This is a genomic window from Alishewanella sp. HL-SH05, from assembly GCF_052655985.1.
In genome coordinates, this window is record NZ_CP199753.1 from 3,600,742 (window position 1) to 3,623,880 (window position 23,139).

The following is a 23,139-nucleotide window of genomic DNA, read 5'->3' on the forward strand; positions in this document are numbered from 1 at the left end:
CTTATCTCACCGTAATGCATTACGGCTCTTTTTAGCATAGTGCAACTTTGCCAGACTGCGACTAAAAGTGCCGAACCGCACCTTAGACGCTAATTGCTACGTTGCCGTTACCAGATGACAACAGCATGACAACTTATAATCGTTGCTGAAGAAAAAGCTGTGCGAGACAGATGCAACCAAGGTCGTTTCGCTGTACCATAGCGCCCCGTTTTTGACAGTTAGGGTTTAGAATGAATTTTGCACTGGGACAACGTTGGATCAGCGATACAGAGTCTGATTTAGGCTTAGGTACTGTAATTGCACTGGAGGGCAGAATGCTATCAATTCTGTTCCCCGCCAGCGGTGAAACACGCTTTTATGCTCAGCAAGAAGCGCCTCTGACTCGCGTGAGTTTTAACATCGGCGATGAAGTGAAAAGTGCAGAGGGCTTTACTTTACTGGTGCAGCAAGTAACGATTGAAAACGCACTATTAAGTTATCACGGCATTCGCTTAGATACGCAAGAACCCTGCATTTTACGCGAAACCTTTTTAGACCACTTCCTGAGTTTTAACAAACCTCAAGATCGCTTATTTGCCGGTCAAGTAGACCGTTTTGAATTCTTCCCATTACGCTTTCAAAGCTGGCAGCATCAACAAAGCCTGCAACAAAGCCCGCTGCGTGGTTTGGTTGGTGGTCGTGTTAGCTTGATCCCACATCAGCTTCATATTGCACGCGAAGTATCACAGCGCCACGCGCCACGCGTGTTATTGGCCGATGAAGTAGGTTTAGGTAAAACCATTGAAGCCGGTTTAATTATTCACCAGCAATTACTGACGGGCTTGGCCAGTCGTATTTTGATTATTGTACCGGAGTCATTACAACATCAATGGCTGGTAGAAATGCTGCGGCGCTTTAATCTACGTTTTGCGATTTTTGATGAAGAACGTTGCCAGCAAGCGCAACTCGATGCGGATAACCCGTTTGATACCGAACAACTCGTGCTGTGTAGCATGGAGTTTTTAGCGAAAAAGCGCAGCTGGCATGAGCATGCGGTCAGTAGCCACTGGGATTTATTGGTGGTCGACGAAGCTCACCATCTTCATTGGGATCCGTTAAAGCCTAGCACGGAATATCAGCGCATCGAGGCCCTAGCCCAAGATACAGCCGGTTTAATCTTACTGACAGCCACCCCCGATCAACTTGGCCATCAGAGCCACTTTGCCCGGCTACGGTTATTAGATCCTGATCGTTTTTATGACTACGAACAATTTCAAGCTGAAGAGCAAGATTATCAGCAGATCGCCAAGTTAGCTCAGCAACTGTTAAGCGCCACGTCACTGAATGCTGACTTGTTAGCCTCGTTAAACAACTTGTTAAACGATAGCGCTAGCCAAGCGCTATTACAATCACTCGCCGATCAGCAACCCCTCAGCGAGACGTTGCGGCATGAGCTGGTCGAAAAGTTATTAGATCGTCATGGAACCGGCCGCATTTTATTCCGCAATAGCCGTAACACCATTCAAGGCTTCCCAAAACGTTGCCCGCTATTACAACCTCTGGCAATGCCAGAGCAATATCAAAATGCCTTAAAAGTGCATCGCGCCTTGCAACAAGACGCCTCGGTGCACGCTAAAATCACCGCTAATCTCTTTCCCGAGCAAGTTTTTCAGGCATTTGAAGGTGAAAACAGCCAGTGGTGGCAATTTGACCCGCGTGTTGCATATTTGTTGTCCGCCTTAAAAGCGGCGAAACACGGCAAGTTTTTAGTGATTTGTGCGTCGGCAGCCACGGCTCTCGCCTTGGAAGAAGCCTTACGTTTATCTGAAGGTATTCGTGCCGCCGTATTCCATGAAGGCATGAGCATTATCGAGCGAGATAAAGCGGCCGCCTACTTTGCCCAAGAAGAGTACAGTGCCCAAGTGTTGCTGTGTTCTGAAATTGGTAGCGAAGGTCGTAACTTCCAGTTCGCCGAACATTTGGTATTGTTTGATTTACCGCTAAACCCTGATTTACTCGAACAGCGGATTGGCCGGTTAGATCGGATTGGGCAGCAGCATGATATTCAGATCCATATTCCCTACTTTGTGAATACCGCTCAGCAATTATTATTAGAGTGGTATCATCACGGCTTAAATGCGTTTGCCAAAACCTGCCAAACGGGTCGCCTGATTTTTGAACAACAAAAAGCGCAGTTAGAACAGCTACTCGCTGACTACCGAGGCCCGAGCGACGAGGCCGAGCAATTAATCGCAGCCTGTGCTGAATTGGCCGCCGAGCTACAAGCTAAATTGGAGCAAGGCCGCGATCAGTTATTAGAAATCAACTCCAGCGGTGGCCAACAAGCGTTACAACTTGCTGCCGAAGTCAGTGCACTCGATCAAGACGTTAAACTGCCAATGCTGATGTTCAAGGCATGGGATTTACTGGGCGTTAATCAAGAAGATCGCTCTGATACCAGCATCATTTTAAGGCCATCTGAGCATTTACAGCAAAACTATCCTGGATTAGCAGATGATGGCACCACAGTCACCTTTGACCGCGCTACTGCATTAGCCGAAGAAGATATTCAATTTTTAAGCTGGGATCATCCGATGGTCACAGGCACTTTGGATATCCTGAGTAATGATGTGTTAGGTAACAGCTCCGTGGCATTATTACCTAACAAAGCCGTACCGGTTGGTAGCTTCTTTGTGGAGTTAATTTATATCGCAGAAGCGAGCGCGCCAGCGGCGTTACAATTGGGGCGTTATTTACCGCCTACGCCGATTCGTATGTTGTTAGATAAAACCGGTAAAGATCTGGCAGCCAAAGTGTCGTTTGATAACTTTAATCGTCAATTAAAACCGGTTGGTCGACAAACGGCGACAAAACTGGTGAATGCCTTACAAAATCTGATCCACCCTATGCTGCAACAAGCGGAACAGTTAGCCACGCTGCAACTTGAGCAATTACGCAGCCAAGCACAAACCCAAATGCAGCAAAGCTTAACCGCAGATATCGAGCGTTTGCAGGCACTTCGCCAAGTAAACCCCTTAGTGCGGGATGAAGAGATCGCTCATCAACAGCAGCAATGCCAGCAACTGAATGAGTACTTGGCCAAAGCTCGGTTAAAATTAGATGCGATCCGGGTGATCGTGGTGAGTCACGATTAACGCCATGCTGTTAACTTATACCCCACCGACATGGCCTTATCTCGATATTTTGTATCAAGACAACGATATCGTGGTGCTAAACAAGCCCAGTGGCTTATTGTCGGTGCCGGGTAAAGATCCTGCACACTTTGATAGCATGCAATACCGAGTGCAACGCGTTTGGCCCAATGCCAGCATTGTGCATCGCTTAGATATGGCCACCTCAGGGGTGTTTATTATGGCAATGCACAAAGAAGCGCAACGTGAGCTAAACCGGCAATTTCAACAGCGCGAAACTGAGAAAAGTTATGAAGCGAGAGTCTCCGGTTTAGTTAAGGCGAGCAGTGGCAGTATTGATTTGCCATTGATTTGTGATTGGCCAAATAGACCGATGCAAAAGGTGTGTTATCAACATGGTAAGCCTTCTTTAACGCACTATCGCGTGCTTAGCCGTGCCAATTACCAAAGCCGCGTGGAATTAACTCCTGTCACCGGACGCTCTCATCAACTACGCGTGCACTTACAATTTATTGGTCATCCCATCTTAGGCGATAAATTTTACGCCGGAGAGGCAGTGCATGCTGCAGATCGGCTGCAACTGCATGCCTGTCATTTAAGGCTTAGCCATCCAACAACGGCAAAAAAGATGATTTTTTCAGCAATTTGCCCTTTTTAAGTAAAAAGAATCGGCTATTAACGCAACATTCATTTAACTGCACTATTATTGTATTGTCTTAAAAATAAACTTTATTTTTTGCAAAAATCAATAATACTGACAAAACAATATGGTAAACTATAAAAAGTTTGCTTAATTGGATGAATCGAAGGAGAAACGGATGAAACTTAAAGCAATCGCTGTAGCAGTTCTTGCGGCTATTCCGCTGTTTGGCGCTCAGGCTATTGCCGATGCACCAACAGCTCAAGATCTAGAAAAAAAGGTTTTTGGCTCACTATTTGGTGAAGGCTACTGGAATGATTCGCGTAAAGCGCAATCAGCTACCTGGAGCAACACTGATGATGCTTGGGGTGTAGGTGCTGACATTGGTTACCGTGTCAACGAAACTTGGGGTGTGCGCTTTGAATATGCTCGTCAGAGCTTCAATTCATTAACTCAAGATTCTCGCGTAACGGGTGACCGTTTTGGTTTAGATGCAATGTATCATCTGGCTAACACTAATCTGTATTTAGTGGGTGGCTGGAAACATTTTGAAAATGACATCGCCTTTGACGCAGTAAACATTGGTGTTGGTTATCGTTATTTTGTTAGCCCAGCGGTAGCCTTATTTGTTGAAGGTAATCGTTTCCGTGGTATTAACAACGGCGATTGGAATGATGCGTCTTTAAAAGCAGGTGCAACGTGGGTTTTCGGTGCTGAAGCAACTGCTGCTCCTACTCCGGCCCCAGCTCCGGCCCCAGCGCCAGCACCAATGCCTGTTGATTCTGACCGTGATGGCGTAGTTGATAGTCAAGACAAGTGCCCTAACACACCAGCGGCTCACAAAGTAGATGCTCAAGGCTGTACTATCTACACTGAGAAAATGGACCGTGTAGGCGATGTCGATATCGAAGTTCGTTTCGCGTTTGACTCTGCAGCAGTATCTGCTGACGGCCAAACAGAAGTTAACCAGTTAGCCGCCTTTATGAAACGCTTCCCTGAAGCGGTTGTGTTCATCGAAGGTCACGCGTCTAACATCGGTAATGCCGCTTACAACATGCGTTTATCTGAGCGTCGTGCTAAAGCCATCGCTGATTTATTAACAGCGCAAGGCATCAACAGCAGCCGTATTACCTCTAAAGGTTTCGGTGTCACTCAGCTTCGCGTTGAGGGTAATACCCGCGCAGCACACGCTGCCAACCAACGTATTGAAGCAAAAGTAACGGCTAAGATTAAAGAGCCAGTACTTCGCTAATAGTATTTAAGTACTAATATTAAATAAAGCCGCTATGCTAGCGGCTTTATTTTTATTGGCTTTCGCTACTCTACTATTATTTTCTATTGCCGTAATTTACAATCACTGCTAATTTTTAGTACATAATGTCAATTACTGGACTCCTCCTATCATGGCTAAGTTTGTTTTTCTTCTCATTACATGCGGTCTATGCATGTTTAGCATTAACGCCATTGCGGATGATGTTGAAATGATTCAATTACAGCATTCAGCACATGTCTGTAATGACGAGCAAGAAACACAACGTCTTGCAGCAAACGATCATCTTAGAGAAATGGCCAAAGCGTTGGTCGAATTTAAAGCCACAAAATTTTGTTTTATCATCCAACCTTCAACTGTGGTTGCCTTACTCGAGCATAAAGGCAATTACATAAAATTTAGACATAACAACAAAGTGCTGTTTGCTTTTGCCGAAGATTTACTGGCACAACACCTTCCCGCTCAAGATATGGGAACACAAGCCGCTATAGAGTAATCAATTTGAGTTTTTTAATGGCGGTAACATAGATGCAAAATAAAGGGTTCGCATTAGCTGTTATGCTTTTTGCCGCGACCAGCAGCCAAGCAGAACCTCACTGGCAAGATATTCAACGCCAATTCCCTCAGGTTAACCTACAACAATTTGATGCTGCGAGTGCCACCTTCATGGCATTGCATACCCCCAGTGCCGCTCGTTTAACACGAGGTAGTATCGTGTTGCTACCGGATGCCCATCAGCATGCCTTTAGTCCTTCGTTACTTAATCAACTTCGCTTATCTTTACCTGACCGTGGCTGGGATCTCTGGGTGTTGCCGCAACCAGATCCAGTAACGGCGACCAACTCTGCGCAGCAATTAACATTACAAAAAAACCAACTTAGCCAACGCTGGCAATTGTTAGCGCAGCAAGCGCGGTTAAAGCCACCAGTGATTGTTATTGCACAAGGGGAAATCGCAGCGGTAATGAATTTACTGCTGACAGATAGTTTAAATATGCCACCGGCCGCGCTAGTGAATTTAGGGGCCTATTTATCAGCAACCGAGCAACAGAGTAGCTTTGCACAAAACGTATTGAATAACGTACCGGTACTCGATTTATTAACGGCGCATGACCATCCACAAGCACTTGCCTCGGCCACAGCAAGGGCAGAATTAGGGCAACAGCGTGGCAATGCTTTATATCGACAACGTCATTTAAACGACGGTTTTCATCAACAAAGCCTGCAACACTGGCAAGTCAATGAAATTATCGGCTGGTTACACTCTACGGGTTTTTAGCTCGGGCCTGCTTGATTTGCTCATACGCCGCTTGAATATCTTGCGTACGTCTTTTGGCTACCTCTAACATCGCCGCTGGCACTCCCTGTGCCATTAATTTGTCTGGATGATGTTGCGACATCAATTTACGGTAAGCACGCTTCAGCTCTTTGTCAGCAATCTCTGGTGTGCAGCCCAGCATTTGATAGGCCGCAAGTAAAGAGGGCCCTTGTTCTTTGCCGGGGGCTTGCCCCTGTTTAAACCGTGACTGCGCCTGATAAGCCAACAGCAATTGCGCTAAAGTGCTGCGCGAAATATGCAAACACTCGGCAACTTGAATTAAAAGCTGATGCTGCTCAGCGCTGATGCGGCCATCAACACAGGCAATACTTAATTGAATTTCTAGGAATAATTGTAAAACGTCCGGCCGCCGTTTATAGCGTTGGTAAAACTCCGTAATTTGCGCGCGAAACGGAAAATTAACCGCCTTGCCATCTCTAAATGCCGCTTGTGCTTCTTTTTGCTGCTGAGCATTTAAACCCAACTGTTGCATAAAGTGGGTGGCTTCTGAGATATGTGCTTTGGTTACCACACCCGTCGCTTTCGCAAGATGCCCCATTGCAGCAAAACTACTGTACATAAATAAGGCTTGTTCATCGTCTTGCCCAAAAACGCTTTGCAGCCCTTCCCAATTCGCTAATTTGCGTTGAAACATCTGATCAATAAGATGCCCTACTATCACACCCAACAACAGGCCAGGTAGCTTAAATAAAGCGATACCAAATAAGGCACCAAGAATTTTTCCCCACACGTAACATACCCCGAAAACTGCAATGAGCCCTGAGCCAGCCAATGGTCTGGCATAACACGATTAACATAGGCACTATATCGGATTAGCAGGAATTCTAAAATTGATTTATCATAACCCACCCAAGGTCGGCTGGTGCGACGCAGTAAGCAATGAGTAGAAAGGCATGAAACAAGGTTTAAGTTTAGCAGGATTACTCTGGGTAGCGATGGCACCTCTGCAGGTTAATGCTGCGCCGCTTGCTAGCCAAACTTGCCAGCAACCCGTTCAACTGCCTGATATCTTAAAAGATTTAAATGAACAAGACAGTAGAATCCGCATTTTCTCAGACAACGTAGACTTACAAGAAAATCAAAGCGCTGAATTTTCAGGTAAAGTACAAATACTGCACCGCGATACCTTATTACAAGCACCTAAAGCACGTTATGATACCCGCGCCCAAAAACTACGCGCCGATGGCGGTATTGAGTATTTTAATCCAGCACTGTCGGTGAGTAGCCAATTTTTTGAAGCAGACATTAGCCAAAACCGCGTTACACTGGGTGATGCGCGTTATCAATTTGTTGAAAATGCTGGTCGCGGTGAAGCTTCGGCCATGGTGGCTTCGAACGAGGCGTTAGTATTACGCCAAGCCGTGTTCACAACTTGCCCAGAACAAGATGACAGCTGGGGTTTACACGCAGAAGAAATTAGCATCGCAGCAGACTCAGGCTGGGGTGAAGCGCGTAATGCCGTGTTTAAAATTAAAGACATCCCTATTTTTTATATCCCTTATTTAACTTTCCCAGTAAATGAACAACGTAAGTCAGGTTTATTAGTACCGAAAGTCGGCAGTTCACAAAGCACCGGTATAGACATAGAAGTACCTTATTACCTCAACCTGGCCGAAAACTACGATCTGACGCTTACACCGCGTTTTATGAGTAATCGTGGTACTCAGTTAAAGTCGCAACTGCGGTATTTAACAGCCGAACACAGTGGCTTATTGCAATTAGAATACATGGATAGCGATGATGAAAAAACCAATGATTTCGGCGCGCGTTACTTAACACATTTGACGAATCGCTCCGATTTTGGTGATAAATGGCGAGGCTATATCGACTTTACCGATGTTAGCGATAGCGCTTATCTAACAGAATTAGGCTCAGACTACACAAACCAGAGTGATACTCAATTATATCGTGAAGCCAGCCTGAGTTATTACGGTGAACAAGTTCATTCGCATTTAAAAATGCAAGGCTTTGAGATTCTTGGCAATTATAACCAAGCCTATAAAGCGATCCCGCAACTAAGTGTGGCTTCAGCGGCGCCTATCGCTTTAGGTAACTGGCTTGAAGCCAGTTGGTTTAGCCAATATGCGCATTTCAGAAATGACCAAGCCTTTTATAACACCGCGGATCGACTACACATTCAGCCAACGCTTCGAATTCCTATCATCACATCGGCAATTGAATTCACGGCTGAAACAAGCTTGCTTTATACTTACTATCAACAAGATAGCTTAAGCGCGCTCAATGAAGAACAAGCCGAGATTACTCGGACTTTACCCAAGGTTCGCTTGCATGCCAAAGTCAATATGGAACGGGAATACGATTGGTTTGGCGAGCCGGCATTACAAACCTTTGAACCGCAAATACAGTATTTGTATATTCCTTATCGTGATCAAAGCAATATTGGCCTCTACGATACCACGCGCTTACAAGATGATTATTACGGCTTATTTAGACAAAACCGTTTCTCGGGCTTAGATCGTATCAATGAAGCGAATCAAATTACCCTTGGTGCTACGACACGCTTTTACGACAATACCGAAAATGAATTATTCCGTTTTAGCCTTGGCCAGATTTTTTTCTTAAAAGATCCTGAAATCACAGCAAATACCATTACTCAAGATTTGCCATCCACAGAATCAATGCTCGCCTCTGAAATGATCTGGAATTGGTATCGTCGTTGGTATGTCAGCAGCGCACTGCAATATGACATTGAACAAAACAAACTGATCAAGAGTTCAGCCAGCTTAGATTACCGTGGCAGTGAGAATACGTTATTCCAATTGAACCATCGCTACAGCCGCGCAGTCTCAGGAGTGGAAATTCAACAATTAGGTGTTATTGGTGCCTTTCCAATAGATAAAAACTGGCAACTGATCGCCAGTTACTACCGTGATGTGACGAATCATCGTATGATAGACGCCAATATAGGACTGCAATATGAATCCTGTTGTTGGGCAGTGCGTTTTGTCGCTCGCAGACAGGTACAGGCAGATTTTGACACCGCCGTGGATAATGTTAACCAATTTGCCGAACTGGATAGTGGTTTCAGTGTGCAGTTTGTCTTTAAAGGATTTGGTGATAAAGCCGGTTTTGGCGTAGCTGACATGTTGTCAAATGGCATCTTCAGTTATCGACGTCCATATTTACTAACAAATTAGAATGTAGGAATTTATGAAGTTACAGCAAATTATCTGTGTGGTTTTGCTTGGTTTTGCCAGCGTTTCCCTAACAGCAGCAGAACGCGAAATCGACCGAGTTGCAGCGATTGTGGACAGCGGCGTGATCTTAAAAAGTGATGTTGATGAAATAGTACAACGAGTTAAACGCAACGCTGAAGCACAAGGTCAAACACTTCCATCAGATTTAGCCTTACGCACTCAGGCCACTGAGCGCTTGATCATGACCAATTTACAATTACAAATGGCACAGCGTATGGGTTTACAAATTAGCGATGCCCAACTGGATGATACTATTCGTAATATCGCTCAAGGTGAGAATTTAACGATGGAGCAATTCCGTCAGCAAGTTATCAATGAAGAAGGCAACTACGAGCGCTTCCGCGAAAAAGTGCGCGAAGAAATTATGACGAACGAAGTGTTGCGCGGCAATGTGCAACGTCGCATCTACATCAGCCAGCAAGAAGTCGATAACCTAGTGAAACTGATGGAAGAGCAAGGTGCGATTAGCGAACAATACCAATTAGGTCATATCCTGATCGCCATTCCTAGCCAAGCGACTACCGAACAAATTACCGAATCACGCGAGCGTGCAGATCAAGTACTAAAATTATTACGTGATGGCAGTGACTTCCGTCGCATCGCTATCGCTTCATCCAGTGGTGCCAATGCCCTTGAGGGTGGTCAATTAGATTGGATGAACATCAACGAAATGCCCACTTTGTTTTCCGAAAGTATTCGTGGGCGTAAAAAAGGCGATTTAATTGGCCCACTTCGCTCTGGCGCAGGTTTTCACATTTTAACGATTTTTGATATTCGTGGTGAAAACGTGGCAGAACTTACTGAAGTTAATTCACGGCATATTTTGATTAAACCATCCATTATCGTTAGCGAAGAACGTGCTAGAACGATGCTTTTAGACATGGCCACAAAACTTCGTGCAGGTGATGCGGATTTTGCGGAATTAGCGAAACAATATTCCGAAGATCCAGGTTCAAAACTAAACGGTGGTAACCTCGGTTGGAGTGAAACAGATGTTTATGTTCCGGCATTTCGTGACACCTTAAATCGTCTACAACCTGATGAACTGAGCGAGCCTTTCCGTACCGAACATGGCTGGCACATTGTGCAATTACTAGATCGTCGCACCGTAGATGCCACTGCCGATAAAAAACGTAATCAAGTTTATCGGATGATTTTTAATCGCCGTTTTAACGAAGAGTCAGCCAGTTTCCTACGCGAACTGCGTGATGATGCGTATATCGAAGTATTGGCAGAAGATTAATGACACTGCGTATCGCAATTACCCCGGGCGAACCGGCCGGCATTGGTCCTGATTTGGTCTTGGCGTTAACGCGCCAAGACTGGCCAGTTGAACTGGTTGTTTGTGCTAATGCCGAGCTAATGCAAGAACGTGCAGCGAGCTTAGGCTTACCACTGCAACTTTTACCTTATCAAGCCAGTGCCGCACCTCAACCGCAACGCGCCGGCACTTTAACCATTGCTGAGTTTGCGCTAGCTGAACCCGTGATCCCTGGTAAGTTAAATGCCGCTAATGGCAGTTATGTCATTGATACATTGCGTGCTGCCGGTGATATGGTGTTATCCGCAGAAGCGGCTGCCATCGTCACTGGCCCTGTCCATAAAGGCATCATCAACCGCGCCGGCATTCCTTTTAGTGGCCATACGGAGTTTTTTGCACAGCAATCAAACACGCCTTATGTCGTGATGATGCTTGCCACTGAAGGTTTACGCGTTGCACTCGCCACGACGCATATTCCGCTGGCTTATGTTGCTAAAGCGATTACTCGCGAGCGTTTACACAAAGTGATCAGCATCTTGCATGAAGATTTGCAGCAAAAGTTCGGTATTGCCGAACCCCGCATCTATGTTTGCGGTTTAAACCCGCATGCCGGCGAAGATGGCCATTTAGGTCGCGAAGAAATCGAAGTGATCACGCCAGCTTTAGAAGAACTCCGCGCACAAGGTATGCACTTAATTGGGCCCTTACCTGCTGACACCTTATTTCAACCCAAATACCTGAACGAAGCAGATGCTGTACTCGCGATGTATCATGATCAGGGCCTCCCGGTATTGAAATACAAAGGTTTTGGCCGTTCAGTTAATATTAGCCTAGGCTTACCTTTGATTCGAACATCCGTTGATCATGGTACCGCTCTAGATTTGGCAGCAACGGGCAAAGCCGACCCTGGCAGCCTGTTTCATGCCGTGACCCAAGCCATTCAATTGGCTCAACGAACCACGAATCCATGACAGATAATGTACATCAGGGCCACCGTGCCCGAAAACGCTTTGGCCAAAACTTCTTACACGATCCCCATGTAATTGGCCGAATTGTTAAAGCTATTGCCCCAAAAACGACGGATGTTTTAGTTGAAATAGGCCCGGGACTAGGTGCCTTAACTGAGCCAGTCGTTGCTGAAGCCGGTAAGCTAACCGTGGTTGAGCTTGATCGCGATCTTGCGGAACGTTTACGCCAACATCCTGACATGGCTGATAAATTAACCATTTATCAAGCCGACGCCATGAAGTTTGATTTTAGCCAACTGGTGCAACCGGGTCAGAAACTTAAAGTATTTGGTAATTTACCGTACAATATTTCTACCCCGCTATTATTTCATTTATTTGAATTTGCCGACCAGATCGATACCATGCACTTTATGCTTCAAAAAGAAGTCGTTGATCGAATGACTGCGGGGCATGGCAGTAAAGCCTTTGGTCGTCTCAGTGTAATGACCCAGTATTACTGTCAGGCCATTCCTGTGGTGCAAGTGGGCCCCGGTGCCTTTAAACCTGCACCGAAGGTGGATTCAGCCGTTGTGCGCTTAATCCCGTTTAACATTGCCGATCGTGCTAAAGTGGATCCTGCAGTATTGAACCGTGTATGCCTAGAAGCGTTTAATCAACGCCGCAAAACCTTACGAAATTGTTTTAGTAATTTTGCCACTGCTGAGCAATTAACCGCGCTGGGAATTGATCCATCACTACGACCGGAGCAACTCTCCGTTGCAGAATTTGTTAAAGTTGCCCAGTGGCTTGCAGAGCAGGAAAGTGCTAATGAGCCTTGAGCAAGACGTTACCGTATCCGTGGATAGTTTTTATTTAGGCGCTCAGTCTGATCCGGCTGAGCAGCGTTATGTTTTTGCCTATTGTGTCAATATCACTAACCAAAGCGAACAACAGGTACAACTGTTAAGCCGCTATTGGCAAATTACTGATGGCAATGGCAAACAAACCGAAGTTTCTGGCGAAGGTGTCATCGGAGTGCAGCCACAATTAGCGCCGGGTGAAACCTACAGTTACACCAGTGGCGCGGTATTAGAAACCCCCGTGGGCACCATGCAGGGTTACTATGAAATGATTGACCAAAAACAGCAATCATTTCGAACCCCCATCCCCTTATTCAGATTGGCGCAGCCACATATTTTGAACTGATGGCCACCTACGTTATAGGCGATTTGCAGGGTTGCTTTGAACCGCTTCAGCGCTTGCTGGCACATATTCACTATCAAGCCGAACATGACGAATTGTGGTTCTGTGGCGATCTGATTGCCCGAGGCCCCGACTCTTTAGCTTGCCTTGATTTTGTTCGTGGTTTAGGTGCGAAAGCACGCGTTGTTTTAGGCAACCATGACCTCAATTTTATCGCCAGCTATTATGGATTTAGTAAGGTTAAAGCCGCTGATCAACTGACCGCCTTACAGCAAGCGGCACATCTACCGGAATTAATACACTGGCTTTGCCAACAACCGCTGATCCAAGTGTGTACTGAGCGCCAATTACTGATGGTGCATGCCGGCTTAGCACCCGAATGGGATATCAGCACCGCCTTGAGTGCTAGCGCCGAGATCAGTGCGCTGTTACAGCATCAACCTACACTGTTGTTATCTACCATGTATGGCAATACACCGAGCCGTTGGCGTGATGTTGTTACCCAGGAAGATCGTTGGCGTTTTACTATCAATGCTTGCACCCGTATGCGGTTTTGCCAAGCGGATGGCGCATTAGAACTGCTCACCAAATCGGGCTTAAATAAACAATCAAAACTCAAACCTTGGTTTGAGCTATGGCAAGACCATGCACAAATGGATATTTGCTTTGGCCACTGGGCTGCGTTAGAAGGTTATAGCCCTATTAAACACATTCATGCACTCGATACCGGCTGTGTTTGGGGCAATCAATTAACTGCCTATTGCGTTGAAACACGACAAAGGTATAGTGTCGATAATAAATAATAACAAGTAACGGCTACACGATGGATCCTCTGCTAGCCGTGACATAGCAGTTAATATGCTTAAATTGGAGTTGTCATGAAGTTAACCGTTAAGTCTCGCGTAATTGGGGGCTTTAGCATCATTACGGTGCTATTGGTGATTATTGGTTTTACTGCTTATATACGCTTAAACAGCGTGAGTAACGCGACCGCCGAAGTTAACACCATCTCGATCCCCGCCCTCGAAAACAGTGCCATGATGAAAAGTCAGTTTGTTTTAATGAGCAAAATTGGCGTGCAGGCTTTTCATGTCAACGACAGTGCGCAATTGTCTTTGTTACAACAACAATTTGATAGCCAACTGCAAACCTACAACAACGCCGCTGCAGCGTTAAATAAAACCGTACAGCAGCAACCGACATTACTGGCGGCTGCACAGCAAGTTACCGCCGCTTTTGACAGTTTCTTACCTATCTCAAAGCAGCTATTTCAACAATTAGCGAATAATATCAGCCTGCAAAGTCAGATTGAACAGCAAATGAGCGATCTGGAAATGACTGCAGATGATATGGCGTCGTTATTGTTAGATTTTACCGATATCAGTAATGTCCGCAGTAGCTTCCCGCAGGCTTACACCGCAGCGACACAAATGGAAACCGGCATAAATAGCTTATTAAATACCGTGGTTGATTTAAACCGCACCAATGACAGCAGCACTGCCGCCACCATTAGTAATGAAATTGGCTTTCGCTTAGCTGACTTACAAAAGCAACTTGATATCATGTTGCAACAAGCCGCCAGCGTATCAATGCCCGCGGAATTAGCCACTAAGATGCTGGAACTATCGGCCGGTTTAAATGAACAACAAGGTATCCCTGCTAACAAAACCCGCTTGTTAACTGGCAAACTAAATGCCCGCCAACTGCTCGAGAAAGCCGATTCTGATACGCAAGATGCCATTAGCCGTTTAACTGCCTTATTAACTCTAAGCACTGCCGCCGCAGAGCAAATTCAACAACAAAGTAGCAGCAGCGTACAAAATGCTATCACTACCATCTTTATGGTGATGTTTGGCTCTATTGTTATCGCCATTTTTATTGCGTTTAGGACTATTAGCGCCATTGTTAATCCGCTGCAAAAAATTAATGCCATGCTCAGCGTAATGGCGGCAGGCGATCTAACCCAACAATTACCGCAGCACGCTCAGGACGAATTTGGCGAACTGTCAAAAAGTATTAATCAGGTTAACCTCAGCTTACAAAGCTTGATCCAAGGGATTATTTCTCGCTCAACGCAGCTAGCGGCAGCATCAGAACAAACCTCAACCATTACCTTGCAAACCACCGAAGCCATACGCGAGCAAAAGTCACAAGTCACGCAAGCCGCTTCGGCCACCACGGAAATGAGCAGTACGGCGCAAGGCGTGCTGCAAAGCTCGAACGATGCTCTGGCCGAGATTAAAAATGCGGATAACGAAGCCGCACGTGTAAAAGGCATTTCATTAGAAAATAAAGCTATCATTGTGCAGTTATCGAAAGAAGTCGATCACGCTTCTGAGGTGATTAACAAAGTGCATAAAGACAGTGCCGCTATCGGTAGCATTTTAGATGTGATCCGAGGCATTGCCGAACAAACTAATTTATTAGCCCTGAATGCCGCCATTGAAGCCGCTCGAGCCGGTGAACAAGGCCGCGGCTTTGCGGTAGTTGCCGATGAGGTTCGCTCCTTAGCCAGTAAAACACAGGCTTCTACCCAAGAAATTCAAAACATGATCCAAGCGCTACAAAGCGGTGCACAAGCCGCAGTAGAAGCGATGAATAAAGGGAAGAAACAAGCAGAAAGCTGTGTCGCAAAAACAGAAGTCGCCACATCAGCTCTCGATAGCATTACACATGCGGTGCATTTGGCACACGATATGAGTGAACAAATATCCAATGCGGCCAAAGAGCAGCATCAGGTAGCCATTGAAATCAGCGGAATATTAGAAGCCATTGTGGCGCTGGCAGAAGAAACCTCAACCGGTGCTGATCAAACATCTGCTTCCAGCCATGAGGTGGCCAGCCTAGCCGAAGAATTACGTCGCTCGGTCGATCAATTCAAAGTCTAACCGCGCAAACCCATGTCAATAAAAAAGGCCAGCTTGTTAGCTGGCCTTTTTTCTGTCTATGCCTTTATTAGCAGCGCTCTAAGGTGATAAAACGATGAGCTAAGGGGTTGCTATCACTTTGTGGCACAACATCCTCACTCGTGATCTGCCAAGGCCCTACCGCTTGATAATCTGGGAAGAAAGCATCGCCTGGTGTTTCTAAGGCAATTTCAGTCAAATATAAGCGCTGCGCTAAAGGTAAACACTGGCGGTAAATGTCAGCACCACCAATGATCATCACTTCTGGCACATCAGCCACTAAGGCTAAAGCTTGCTCAACGCTGTTCACCCATTCCACTGCGCAGTCGGTTGGGGCGGCCTGACGACTTATCACGATATTGCGCCGGCCCGGTAAAGGCCGGCCAATTGATTCAAAGGTTTTGCGCCCCATCAACACCGGCTTACCCGAAGTCATGGCTTTAAAATGCTTTAAATCGGCCGGCAAATGCCAAGGCATCTGATTATTCAAACCGATTACGCGATTGGACGCCATCGCAGCGATCATAGCTATTTGCATAAGGCTAACTCAGCGTTGATAAATAACTTCAACATCATAATCATCATCGTCGAAATCATCATCGTCATCCAAGTCATCTTCCAATGCTGCCGCTTCTTCGTGGTAATCATCCCACTTAAAGGTAACAGGATCAGCAATAGGATCAGCGACTTCTTCGGCTGGTAATTCTTCGATGTAACTTAAGATATCTTTCGATAAACGCGCAGTGTTTTCACGCGACGCGGCTGAAATCTTAAAGACAGGGCCTTGCCAATCAATGGCTTTAGTGACCTCAGCGATGATTTCATCTAACTCTTCTTCTAATACTAAATCCAGTTTATTAAATACTAACCAGCGAGGCTTCGCCGCTAATTTTGTACTGTATTTATGTAATTCTTCAATGATGGTTTTAGCATTCTCGGCCGGATCGGAACCGTCAGCAGGCAACACATCGACCACATGTAATAACAAGCGACAACGTTCTAAATGCTTTAAGAATTGGATCCCCAAACCCGCACCTTCTGCAGCACCGGCAATTAAACCTGGAATATCGGCAATCACAAAAGAACGATGAGATTCAACCCGTACTACGCCTAAATTAGGCACGAGGGTGGTAAAAGGATAATCAGCCACTTTCGGTTTAGCTGCTGACACGGCGCGGATTAACGTTGATTTGCCCGCATTAGGTAAGCCTAACAATCCCACATCAGCTAACAGTAATAATTCTAAGCGTAAATTACGGATTTCACCTGGCGTACCATTGGTTTTTTTACGTGGCGTGCGGTTTGTGCTACTAGCAAAACGTGCGTTACCTAAACCATGCCAACCGCCTTTAGCAACCATCAGCTTTTTACCGTTAGCCGTTAAATCGCCAATCACTTCTTCCGTATCGGCATCCACAGCGCGTGTTCCAACAGGCACTCTTAATACTAAGTCGGCACCCCGTTTACCGGTACAGTTAACACTCCCGCCGTTTTCACCGCGTTCAGCTTCGTGAAACTTTTCAAATTGGTAGTCTACCAAGGTGTTAAGGTTTTCATCAGCTAGTAGGTAAACATCACCACCATCACCGCCGTCACCGCCATTTGGGCCGCCTTTGGAAATAAACTTTTCCCGTAAAAAACTGATAATACCGTTACCGCCGTCGCCGGCTTCAACACGGATTATCGCTTCATCAACAAACTTCATGAGGTGCGTCCTGATTAACTGTGATCTGGTTTGACTTAGTTTTACTGTTGCTCAGTATAACGCATGTCAGACAGTGGAGAAAATTTATAATAAAAAACCCCGCTCTAGGCGGGGTTTTCTTGTAACCATCCAGCTTACTCGCTGACGATGCTTACATATCTACGATTGTGCTCGCCTTTCACTTCAAACTTCACTTTACCTTCAGTTAAAGCGAATAAAGTGTGGTCTTTACCGATACCAACGTTGCTGCCTGGGTGGAATTTAGTGCCACGCTGACGAACAATGATGCTACCAGATAAAACTGATTCACCACCAAAGCGCTTAACACCTAAGCGTTTAGCTTCTGAATCGCGACCGTTACGAGTGCTACCTACACCTTTCTTACTTGCCATGTGTCGATACTCCTGTTACGCGCTGATGCTGGTGATTTTCACTTCAGTGAACCATTGACGATGGCCCATCTGTTTACGTGAATGCTTACGACGACGGAACTTGACGATCTTGATCTTATCGCCACGGCCATGGTTGACCACTTCCGCTACTACTTTACCACCTTCAACTAAAGGGGCGCCGATACTGATTTCTTCGCCATTAGCGATCATCAGTGGGATAAATTCGATTTTTGCGCCGGTTTCTAAGTCTAGTTTCTCTAGACGAAGAGTTTGACCTTCCGTCACACGGTGCTGTTTGCCACCACTTTGGAAAACCGCGTACATAGTTAACTCCGTACAAAGCACGCCAACGCTTTTTAAATTTAAGGGGCGTGTTAATTCAATTCACAGGGCGCGAATTGTACGCAATTTCCCCCAGTGCCGCAAGCACAATTATTAAAAAGATCTGGCTGTGGGCATTCTAACGCAGCAAGGCCTCTTCAGCCAACTTCAAGGCGTTTAGGGCTAGGCGCTGCAATGCTGGAAGAAAGACAATATTTTCAGCTGCTGCAACAGCGCATTGGCCGCCCAAATACCACCCCGAAAGATCAATCCTGAATATCGTTACACGCTTTTGCGCACCGCTAAAACGATATTTAAAAGCTTAATATTAGTGCAGTTTACTGGCAAGCCAATCATTTATCAGAAAAGGGGATCCGTACTATCACCGAAAAGGAACCAGATTTCATTTTAGCCCACAGTTTGAATAGTGTAGAATCACCAGCATTCATTACTTTAGCAGTTAGAAGCAGATGACGCTCGACGAAATACAGCAACTCTCCGCAGACGATATGGCCGCGGTCAATCAGCATATTTTTTCTCAGCTTAGCTCTGATGTAGCGCTGATTAATCAACTGGGTATCTACATTGTAAATAGTGGCGGCAAACGTTTGCGGCCGTTACTGGCGGTACTGGCCGCCAGAGCCTTGGGCTATCAAGGAACACAACATCTGAGCATTGCCGCTATTGTAGAGTTTATTCATACCTCCACTTTGCTACATGACGACGTCGTCGATGAGTCTACTATGCGCCGTGGCAAAGAAACCGCTAATGCGTTGTTTGGCAATCAAGCTAGCGTGTTAGTCGGCGACTTTCTATACAGCCGCTCTTTTCAAATGATGGTTGAGCTGAACAATATGCGTGTAATGCAAGTATTAGCGAATGCCACCAATATCATTGCAGAGGGTGAAGTATTACAGTTGATGAACATCAACGACCCTACCACTACTGAAGAAAACTATTTACAAGTTATCTACTGCAAAACAGCAAAATTATTTGAGGCCGCTACCCAACTTGCCGCCATCATCGCTGCACAGCCCGACTCGGTTGAACAAGCCATGAAAGCTTATGGCATGCACCTAGGCACTGCCTTTCAGTTAATTGATGATGTATTAGATTACCAAGCCGATGCCGCTGAACTGGGCAAAAATATTGGTGATGATCTGGCCGAAGGTAAACCCACGCTGCCATTAATTCATGCGATGCGTCATGGCTCAGCCATACAACAACAATTGATTAGCGATGCGATTACCGAGCGCAATGGTATGCAGCATTTGCCAGAGATTATGGCCGCGCTGCACGAAACGGGCGCTTTTGATTACACCCGGCAGCTGGCGCAGCAAGAAGCATTAAAAGCGCAACAGGCTTTAGCCGAGTTAGCACCTTCGCCTTTTAAGCAGGCTTTAGTTGCCTTGGCAGACATTGCGGTGTCACGCAGCCATTAAGGCTTTATCCGGGCCACTTATTGCAATAAAAAAGGCGCTTTAAGCGCCTTTTTTTAAACTGAGTTAAACTTAGTTTTTGTTGACAAACTCTTCGCCTAAAGCGATGTCTGCTTTTAACGTTCCCAACATATCGTTCATGGCTTTTTCTTCAAAAGCACTTAATTGACCTATTGGCAGTAATTGCTCAACGCCGTTTTTACCCAACACTAATGGCTGAGCGAAGAAACGTGCATGTTCACCCGCACCTTCAACGTAAGCATATTCATTTACTGTTTCGCCCTGTAAACCTTTTACTAAAGAAATACAGAAACGCGCAGCGGCCTGACCCATTGATAGGGTTGCTGATCCGCCACCGGCTTTTGCTTCAACAACTTCGGTACCCGCATTTTGGATACGCGTTGTTAAGGCTGCCACTTCATCATCGCTAAAGCTCACGCCAGAAACTTGAGACAGTAAAGGCAGGATTGTTGTACCGCTGTGGCCACCGATTACTGGCACAGTGATTTCAGTTGGATTTTTACCTTTTAAGGCTGCAACAAAGGTTTCAGCGCGGATCACGTCCAGTGTAGTTACACCGAATAAGCGACGTGCATCATAAGTACCGGCTTTCTTGAACACTTCTGCCGCAATGGCCACAGTGGTGTTCACTGGGTTAGTAATAATGCCGACTAACGCTTTAGGGCACTGCTCAACGATAGCTTCAGCTAATGTTTTCACTACCCCAGCATTGATGTTGAACAGATCAGAACGATCCATACCCGGCTTACGTGGCATGCCCGCAGGGATCATCACGATGTCGGCACCGGCTAATGCCGTGTTCAGATCTTCTTTACCATAACCCGTTACGTTTACTGCTGTAGGAATGTGGCTCAGATCAACCGCAACACCTGGAGTAACAGGAGCCAGATCATACAAGGCTAAGTCTGTGCCGGCAGGTAAATCTAACTTCAGTAACAACGACAGTGCCTGGCCAATACCACCGGCAGCACCTAATACGGCAACTTTCATGATTCTCTCCAATTATACAGTTCAGAATAACCGCGCCAACAATACTGAAATGACGCTCAAAATACAAATGTCTTAAGCCTAAAGTCTATGCCTTTTTTCAGATAAAGTAGACAGATGTCACCTACCGCAGCTTAACTAAGCTATTTTAGCGCAGTCACTGCTATTGTGGCGTTAAATTTGATAGTATCAAACACAGTAAATATTGCTGAACCGAGAGCCATGACCAAACAAAACCGCCAAGAAGCCCTGATCCATGCCTTTAAAGCCCTGCTAAAAACAGAAAGCTTCGGCTCTCAAGGTGAAATTGTTGATGCCCTCAAGCATGATGGCTTTGACAATGTGAGCCAATCAAAAGTCTCGCGCATGCTGAGTAAATACGGTGCGGTGCGTACCCGTAATGCTAAACAAGAAATGGTTTACACCTTACCGCCTGAACTGGGCGTACCGACGACCAAAAGCCCATTGCGTCAGCTGGTACTGGATATTGAACATAACGATGTGATGATTATCATCCGTACCAGTCCCGGTGCCGCACAACTTATTGCGCGCTTGCTGGATTCTGTCGGCAAAGCCGAAGGCGTGTTGGGTACTATCGCTGGCGACGATACCATTTTTATCGCGCCGATCAGCGTGAAAAATATCGATTTTACCTTACAAAAAGTCACCGAATTATTCGAGAAGGTGTGATGATTGCGCAGTAAATTCACCGCGGGCGGCGGCTTCCATAAAAGTGATTGAAGGAACAAAAAACGCCGCTGCAAGATCAATACGGCAAAAATCGAGTAAGCCATCGTAAATACCCGATTGCTGTAAACCCAATTTACTGCGCCAGAGCCGACTAAAAACATCACTTTCTGCACTAAAACATAACTGTAACGCACCTTGCGTATGCAAACTGGCATAAGGCATGTTTTGCTCGAGCAACATCGCATCATTAGGCGCCAATACCACATGTTGTGCCGTTAAATGACTACTACGGATTTCAGCATCCGCTGCGCACTTTTTACCATCCAGCTTTTGATAACCCATGATGGCTTCTTGTTGCTCCGTGCTTAATTGCAACCAATGTTTTTGATCTAACTGTAATCGATAAAAATAAAGATAACTGCCACCAGCAAAAACAGGTTCGTTAAGCGCATTCACAAGCGCCGCTTTGCGCCGCTTGATGCCGCGTGGATTCGTTGGGGCATCGATAAAGCCCGTTAATTGCCGACCGTCCAGATAGCGGAACCCTGATAAATTTTCGACAATTTCGACATTAGGACTAATCAACTGATAGATTTGTTGCAGCGCGATGTAATTAACATCAGTCCGATCTGAGCGCACTTGGATGAGTAAATCCGCCATACTGTGGCTTACTTGAAAATGCTCTGAGCGAAACTCGGGAAACGCACTAAGACCGGCCGGCCGCTGCCAAGGATACAGGCTATCCCAAAAATGGCTGCTAATGGCGACCACACCGCTGAGCATGGCTTCGGAGAAGTGATCGGCTAAACGATTTATTATCTGCGGCAGTCGCGTTAGTTTTTGCCGCAGCATGGCTTCTTGACCATCTAACACATTAATGAGCAGATAACTGCCATGTAAATTTGCTTCTGCACAAATTCCTAATTGTTCGCGTGCCATGTGGTTCCTTCAGTGTTTTCTGTCACCATTATCGCTTGCCAAAGTAGAAGGTCAATCCCCAGTGTAACTAATCGCCTGCCTTTGTGTGCGAGATCTCTCACAAAACAGGTAGCCAAAGCGCTTTATATCTGCACCACTTAGAAAGGCTTTAAATTTAAACTGTTGATATTAAATATCTATTTTTGATTTACACTTTATTGCAAAGATAAGACAATTTTTCAAATTACAGAAAACCCCTCCTGTTTTATGCTGATAAAGGCATAATGAACACATCGAAGGAACGATAGCTGAAAGGATTTCAGTAGTAGCAAGGTCGCGGTACAGGATGTTCCCGGTAATGGATATTACCAGATGCAGGATAGCATAGGGACAGCATTAGGACATCTTCAGGATGAAGAAAACTCGGCAGGATGAAAGAGTAAGAAAGGATAGCCTTGGATGGCAATATTTCGCTTGCAGCTGCAGGATGCGGCCAGGCAGACAGTAATAAGGATAACGTTATTGTCGCATGATAAGTCATCGGAGATGACAGCAGGATGCACTTTCACACCGCGGATTTTGGTGTGGTATGGACACTGACATGATGTCAGCGAGTAATGGATACGCTTGCAGGATGCAGCACGGAAGCACTTTTCAGTCGATTAAGGAATGATCACTGCAATGGATGCAAAATTGAAACTGGGCCGCACTTGTGCGGCCTTTTTCTTTTATGCTAATGGCCATCTTAACCT

General features: G+C 45.8%; 21 protein-coding genes. 14 read left to right on the top strand and 7 right to left on the bottom strand.

Going from position 1 to position 23,139, the window contains the following annotated elements:
• Window positions 1–230 precede the first annotated feature (230 nt).
• From rapA to ACUJFL_RS16495, 5 genes are all read left to right on the top strand, one after another.
• Window positions 231–3,134 (top strand): RNA polymerase-associated protein RapA, encoded by a 2,904-nt coding sequence (rapA, locus tag ACUJFL_RS16475; RefSeq protein ID WP_445425523.1) that lies wholly within the window; start codon window positions 231–233, stop codon window positions 3,132–3,134.
• Between the two features lie 4 nt (window positions 3,135–3,138).
• On the top strand, window positions 3,139–3,789 hold the full coding sequence (locus ACUJFL_RS16480) for an RluA family pseudouridine synthase (protein ID WP_445425524.1): 651 nt from the start codon (window positions 3,139–3,141) through the stop codon (window positions 3,787–3,789).
• Window positions 3,790–3,949: 160 nt separating this feature from the next.
• Window positions 3,950–5,023: an OmpA family protein gene (locus ACUJFL_RS16485; protein ID WP_445428044.1), complete on the top strand. Its 1,074-nt coding sequence runs from the start codon at window positions 3,950–3,952 to the stop codon at window positions 5,021–5,023.
• A gap of 193 nt (window positions 5,024–5,216) precedes the next feature.
• On the top strand, window positions 5,217–5,537 hold the full coding sequence (locus ACUJFL_RS16490; protein WP_306177870.1) for a hypothetical protein: 321 nt from the start codon (window positions 5,217–5,219) through the stop codon (window positions 5,535–5,537).
• Window positions 5,538–5,569: 32 nt separating this feature from the next.
• Window positions 5,570–6,319, top strand: coding sequence for a DUF3530 family protein (locus ACUJFL_RS16495; protein WP_445428045.1), 750 nt, complete (start codon window positions 5,570–5,572; stop codon window positions 6,317–6,319).
• Here ACUJFL_RS16495 and djlA read toward each other — a convergent pair.
• Complete coding sequence (gene djlA, locus ACUJFL_RS16500; RefSeq protein WP_445428046.1) at window positions 6,306–7,109, bottom strand: co-chaperone DjlA; 804 nt, start codon at window positions 7,107–7,109, stop codon at window positions 6,306–6,308. The two genes, ACUJFL_RS16495 and djlA, sit on opposite strands and share 14 nt — an antisense overlap.
• Window positions 7,110–7,272: 163 nt before the next feature.
• Between djlA and ACUJFL_RS16505 the strand changes: the two genes are divergently transcribed.
• The 7 genes from ACUJFL_RS16505 (at window position 7,273) to ACUJFL_RS16535 (ending at window position 15,896) form a co-directional block, all read left to right on the top strand.
• Window positions 7,273–9,537, top strand: a complete 2,265-nt coding sequence (locus ACUJFL_RS16505; protein WP_445428047.1) for an LPS-assembly protein LptD — start codon at window positions 7,273–7,275, stop codon at window positions 9,535–9,537.
• Window positions 9,538–9,550: 13 nt separating this feature from the next.
• A complete protein-coding gene (gene surA, locus ACUJFL_RS16510; RefSeq protein ID WP_445425529.1) occupies window positions 9,551–10,840 on the top strand; it encodes a peptidylprolyl isomerase SurA in 1,290 nt (429 codons plus the stop codon).
• Window positions 10,840–11,829: a 4-hydroxythreonine-4-phosphate dehydrogenase PdxA gene (gene pdxA, locus ACUJFL_RS16515; RefSeq protein WP_445425530.1), complete on the top strand. Its 990-nt coding sequence runs from the start codon at window positions 10,840–10,842 to the stop codon at window positions 11,827–11,829. The genes surA and pdxA overlap by 1 nt, the downstream gene beginning before the upstream one ends.
• Window positions 11,826–12,644 carry a 16S rRNA (adenine(1518)-N(6)/adenine(1519)-N(6))-dimethyltransferase RsmA gene (rsmA, locus tag ACUJFL_RS16520; protein ID WP_445428048.1) on the top strand — a complete coding sequence of 273 codons (819 nt, stop codon included), beginning with the start codon at window positions 11,826–11,828 and terminating at the stop codon, window positions 12,642–12,644. Before pdxA ends, rsmA begins: the two co-directional genes overlap by 4 nt.
• Entirely contained in the window at window positions 12,634–13,011 is a 378-nt protein-coding gene (apaG, locus tag ACUJFL_RS16525; RefSeq protein ID WP_445425531.1) for a Co2+/Mg2+ efflux protein ApaG, read from the top strand. Before rsmA ends, apaG begins: the two co-directional genes overlap by 11 nt.
• Window positions 13,011–13,811: a symmetrical bis(5'-nucleosyl)-tetraphosphatase gene (locus ACUJFL_RS16530; protein WP_306177875.1), complete on the top strand. Its 801-nt coding sequence runs from the start codon at window positions 13,011–13,013 to the stop codon at window positions 13,809–13,811. The genes apaG and ACUJFL_RS16530 overlap by 1 nt, the downstream gene beginning before the upstream one ends.
• Before the next feature lie 75 nt (window positions 13,812–13,886).
• On the top strand, window positions 13,887–15,896 hold the full coding sequence (locus ACUJFL_RS16535) for a methyl-accepting chemotaxis protein (RefSeq protein WP_445428049.1): 2,010 nt from the start codon (window positions 13,887–13,889) through the stop codon (window positions 15,894–15,896).
• A gap of 67 nt (window positions 15,897–15,963) precedes the next feature.
• Here ACUJFL_RS16535 and folA read toward each other — a convergent pair whose 3' ends face one another.
• The 4 genes from folA to rplU all read right to left on the bottom strand — a co-directional run bounded on the left by folA (window position 15,964) and on the right by rplU (window position 18,335).
• A complete protein-coding gene (gene folA / locus ACUJFL_RS16540) occupies window positions 15,964–16,452 on the bottom strand; it encodes a type 3 dihydrofolate reductase (protein WP_445428050.1) in 489 nt (162 codons plus the stop codon).
• Window positions 16,453–16,461: 9 nt separating this feature from the next.
• Window positions 16,462–17,619, bottom strand: coding sequence for an Obg family GTPase CgtA (gene cgtA, locus ACUJFL_RS16545; RefSeq protein WP_226751991.1), 1,158 nt, complete (start codon window positions 17,617–17,619; stop codon window positions 16,462–16,464).
• A gap of 134 nt (window positions 17,620–17,753) precedes the next feature.
• Window positions 17,754–18,011, bottom strand: coding sequence for a 50S ribosomal protein L27 (rpmA, locus tag ACUJFL_RS16550; protein WP_226751990.1), 258 nt, complete (start codon window positions 18,009–18,011; stop codon window positions 17,754–17,756).
• Window positions 18,012–18,026: 15 nt separating this feature from the next.
• Window positions 18,027–18,335, bottom strand: a complete 309-nt coding sequence (gene rplU / locus ACUJFL_RS16555; protein WP_226751989.1) for a 50S ribosomal protein L21 — start codon at window positions 18,333–18,335, stop codon at window positions 18,027–18,029.
• A gap of 467 nt (window positions 18,336–18,802) precedes the next feature.
• Here rplU and ispB point away from each other — a divergent pair, with 467 nt between their 5' ends.
• The gene (gene ispB, locus ACUJFL_RS16560) at window positions 18,803–19,774 is read left to right on the top strand and encodes an octaprenyl diphosphate synthase (RefSeq protein ID WP_226751988.1); all 972 of its coding nucleotides are present in this window, start codon (window positions 18,803–18,805) and stop codon (window positions 19,772–19,774) included.
• A 69-nt stretch (window positions 19,775–19,843) separates the two neighbouring features.
• Here the strand turns inward: ispB and mdh are convergent, their stop codons facing one another.
• The gene (gene mdh, locus ACUJFL_RS16565) at window positions 19,844–20,782 is read right to left on the bottom strand and encodes a malate dehydrogenase (protein ID WP_226751987.1); all 939 of its coding nucleotides are present in this window, start codon (window positions 20,780–20,782) and stop codon (window positions 19,844–19,846) included.
• 219 nt (window positions 20,783–21,001) lie between these two features.
• Between mdh and argR the strand changes: the two genes are divergently transcribed.
• Complete coding sequence (gene argR, locus ACUJFL_RS16570) at window positions 21,002–21,469, top strand: transcriptional regulator ArgR (protein ID WP_226751986.1); 468 nt, start codon at window positions 21,002–21,004, stop codon at window positions 21,467–21,469.
• On the opposite strand, the gene ACUJFL_RS16575 is transcribed toward argR, so the two are convergent.
• Window positions 21,452–22,408 (bottom strand): Dyp-type peroxidase, encoded by a 957-nt coding sequence (locus ACUJFL_RS16575; protein ID WP_445428051.1) that lies wholly within the window; start codon window positions 22,406–22,408, stop codon window positions 21,452–21,454. The genes argR and ACUJFL_RS16575 overlap by 18 nt on opposite strands.
• Between the last annotated feature and the right edge of the window lie 731 nt (window positions 22,409–23,139).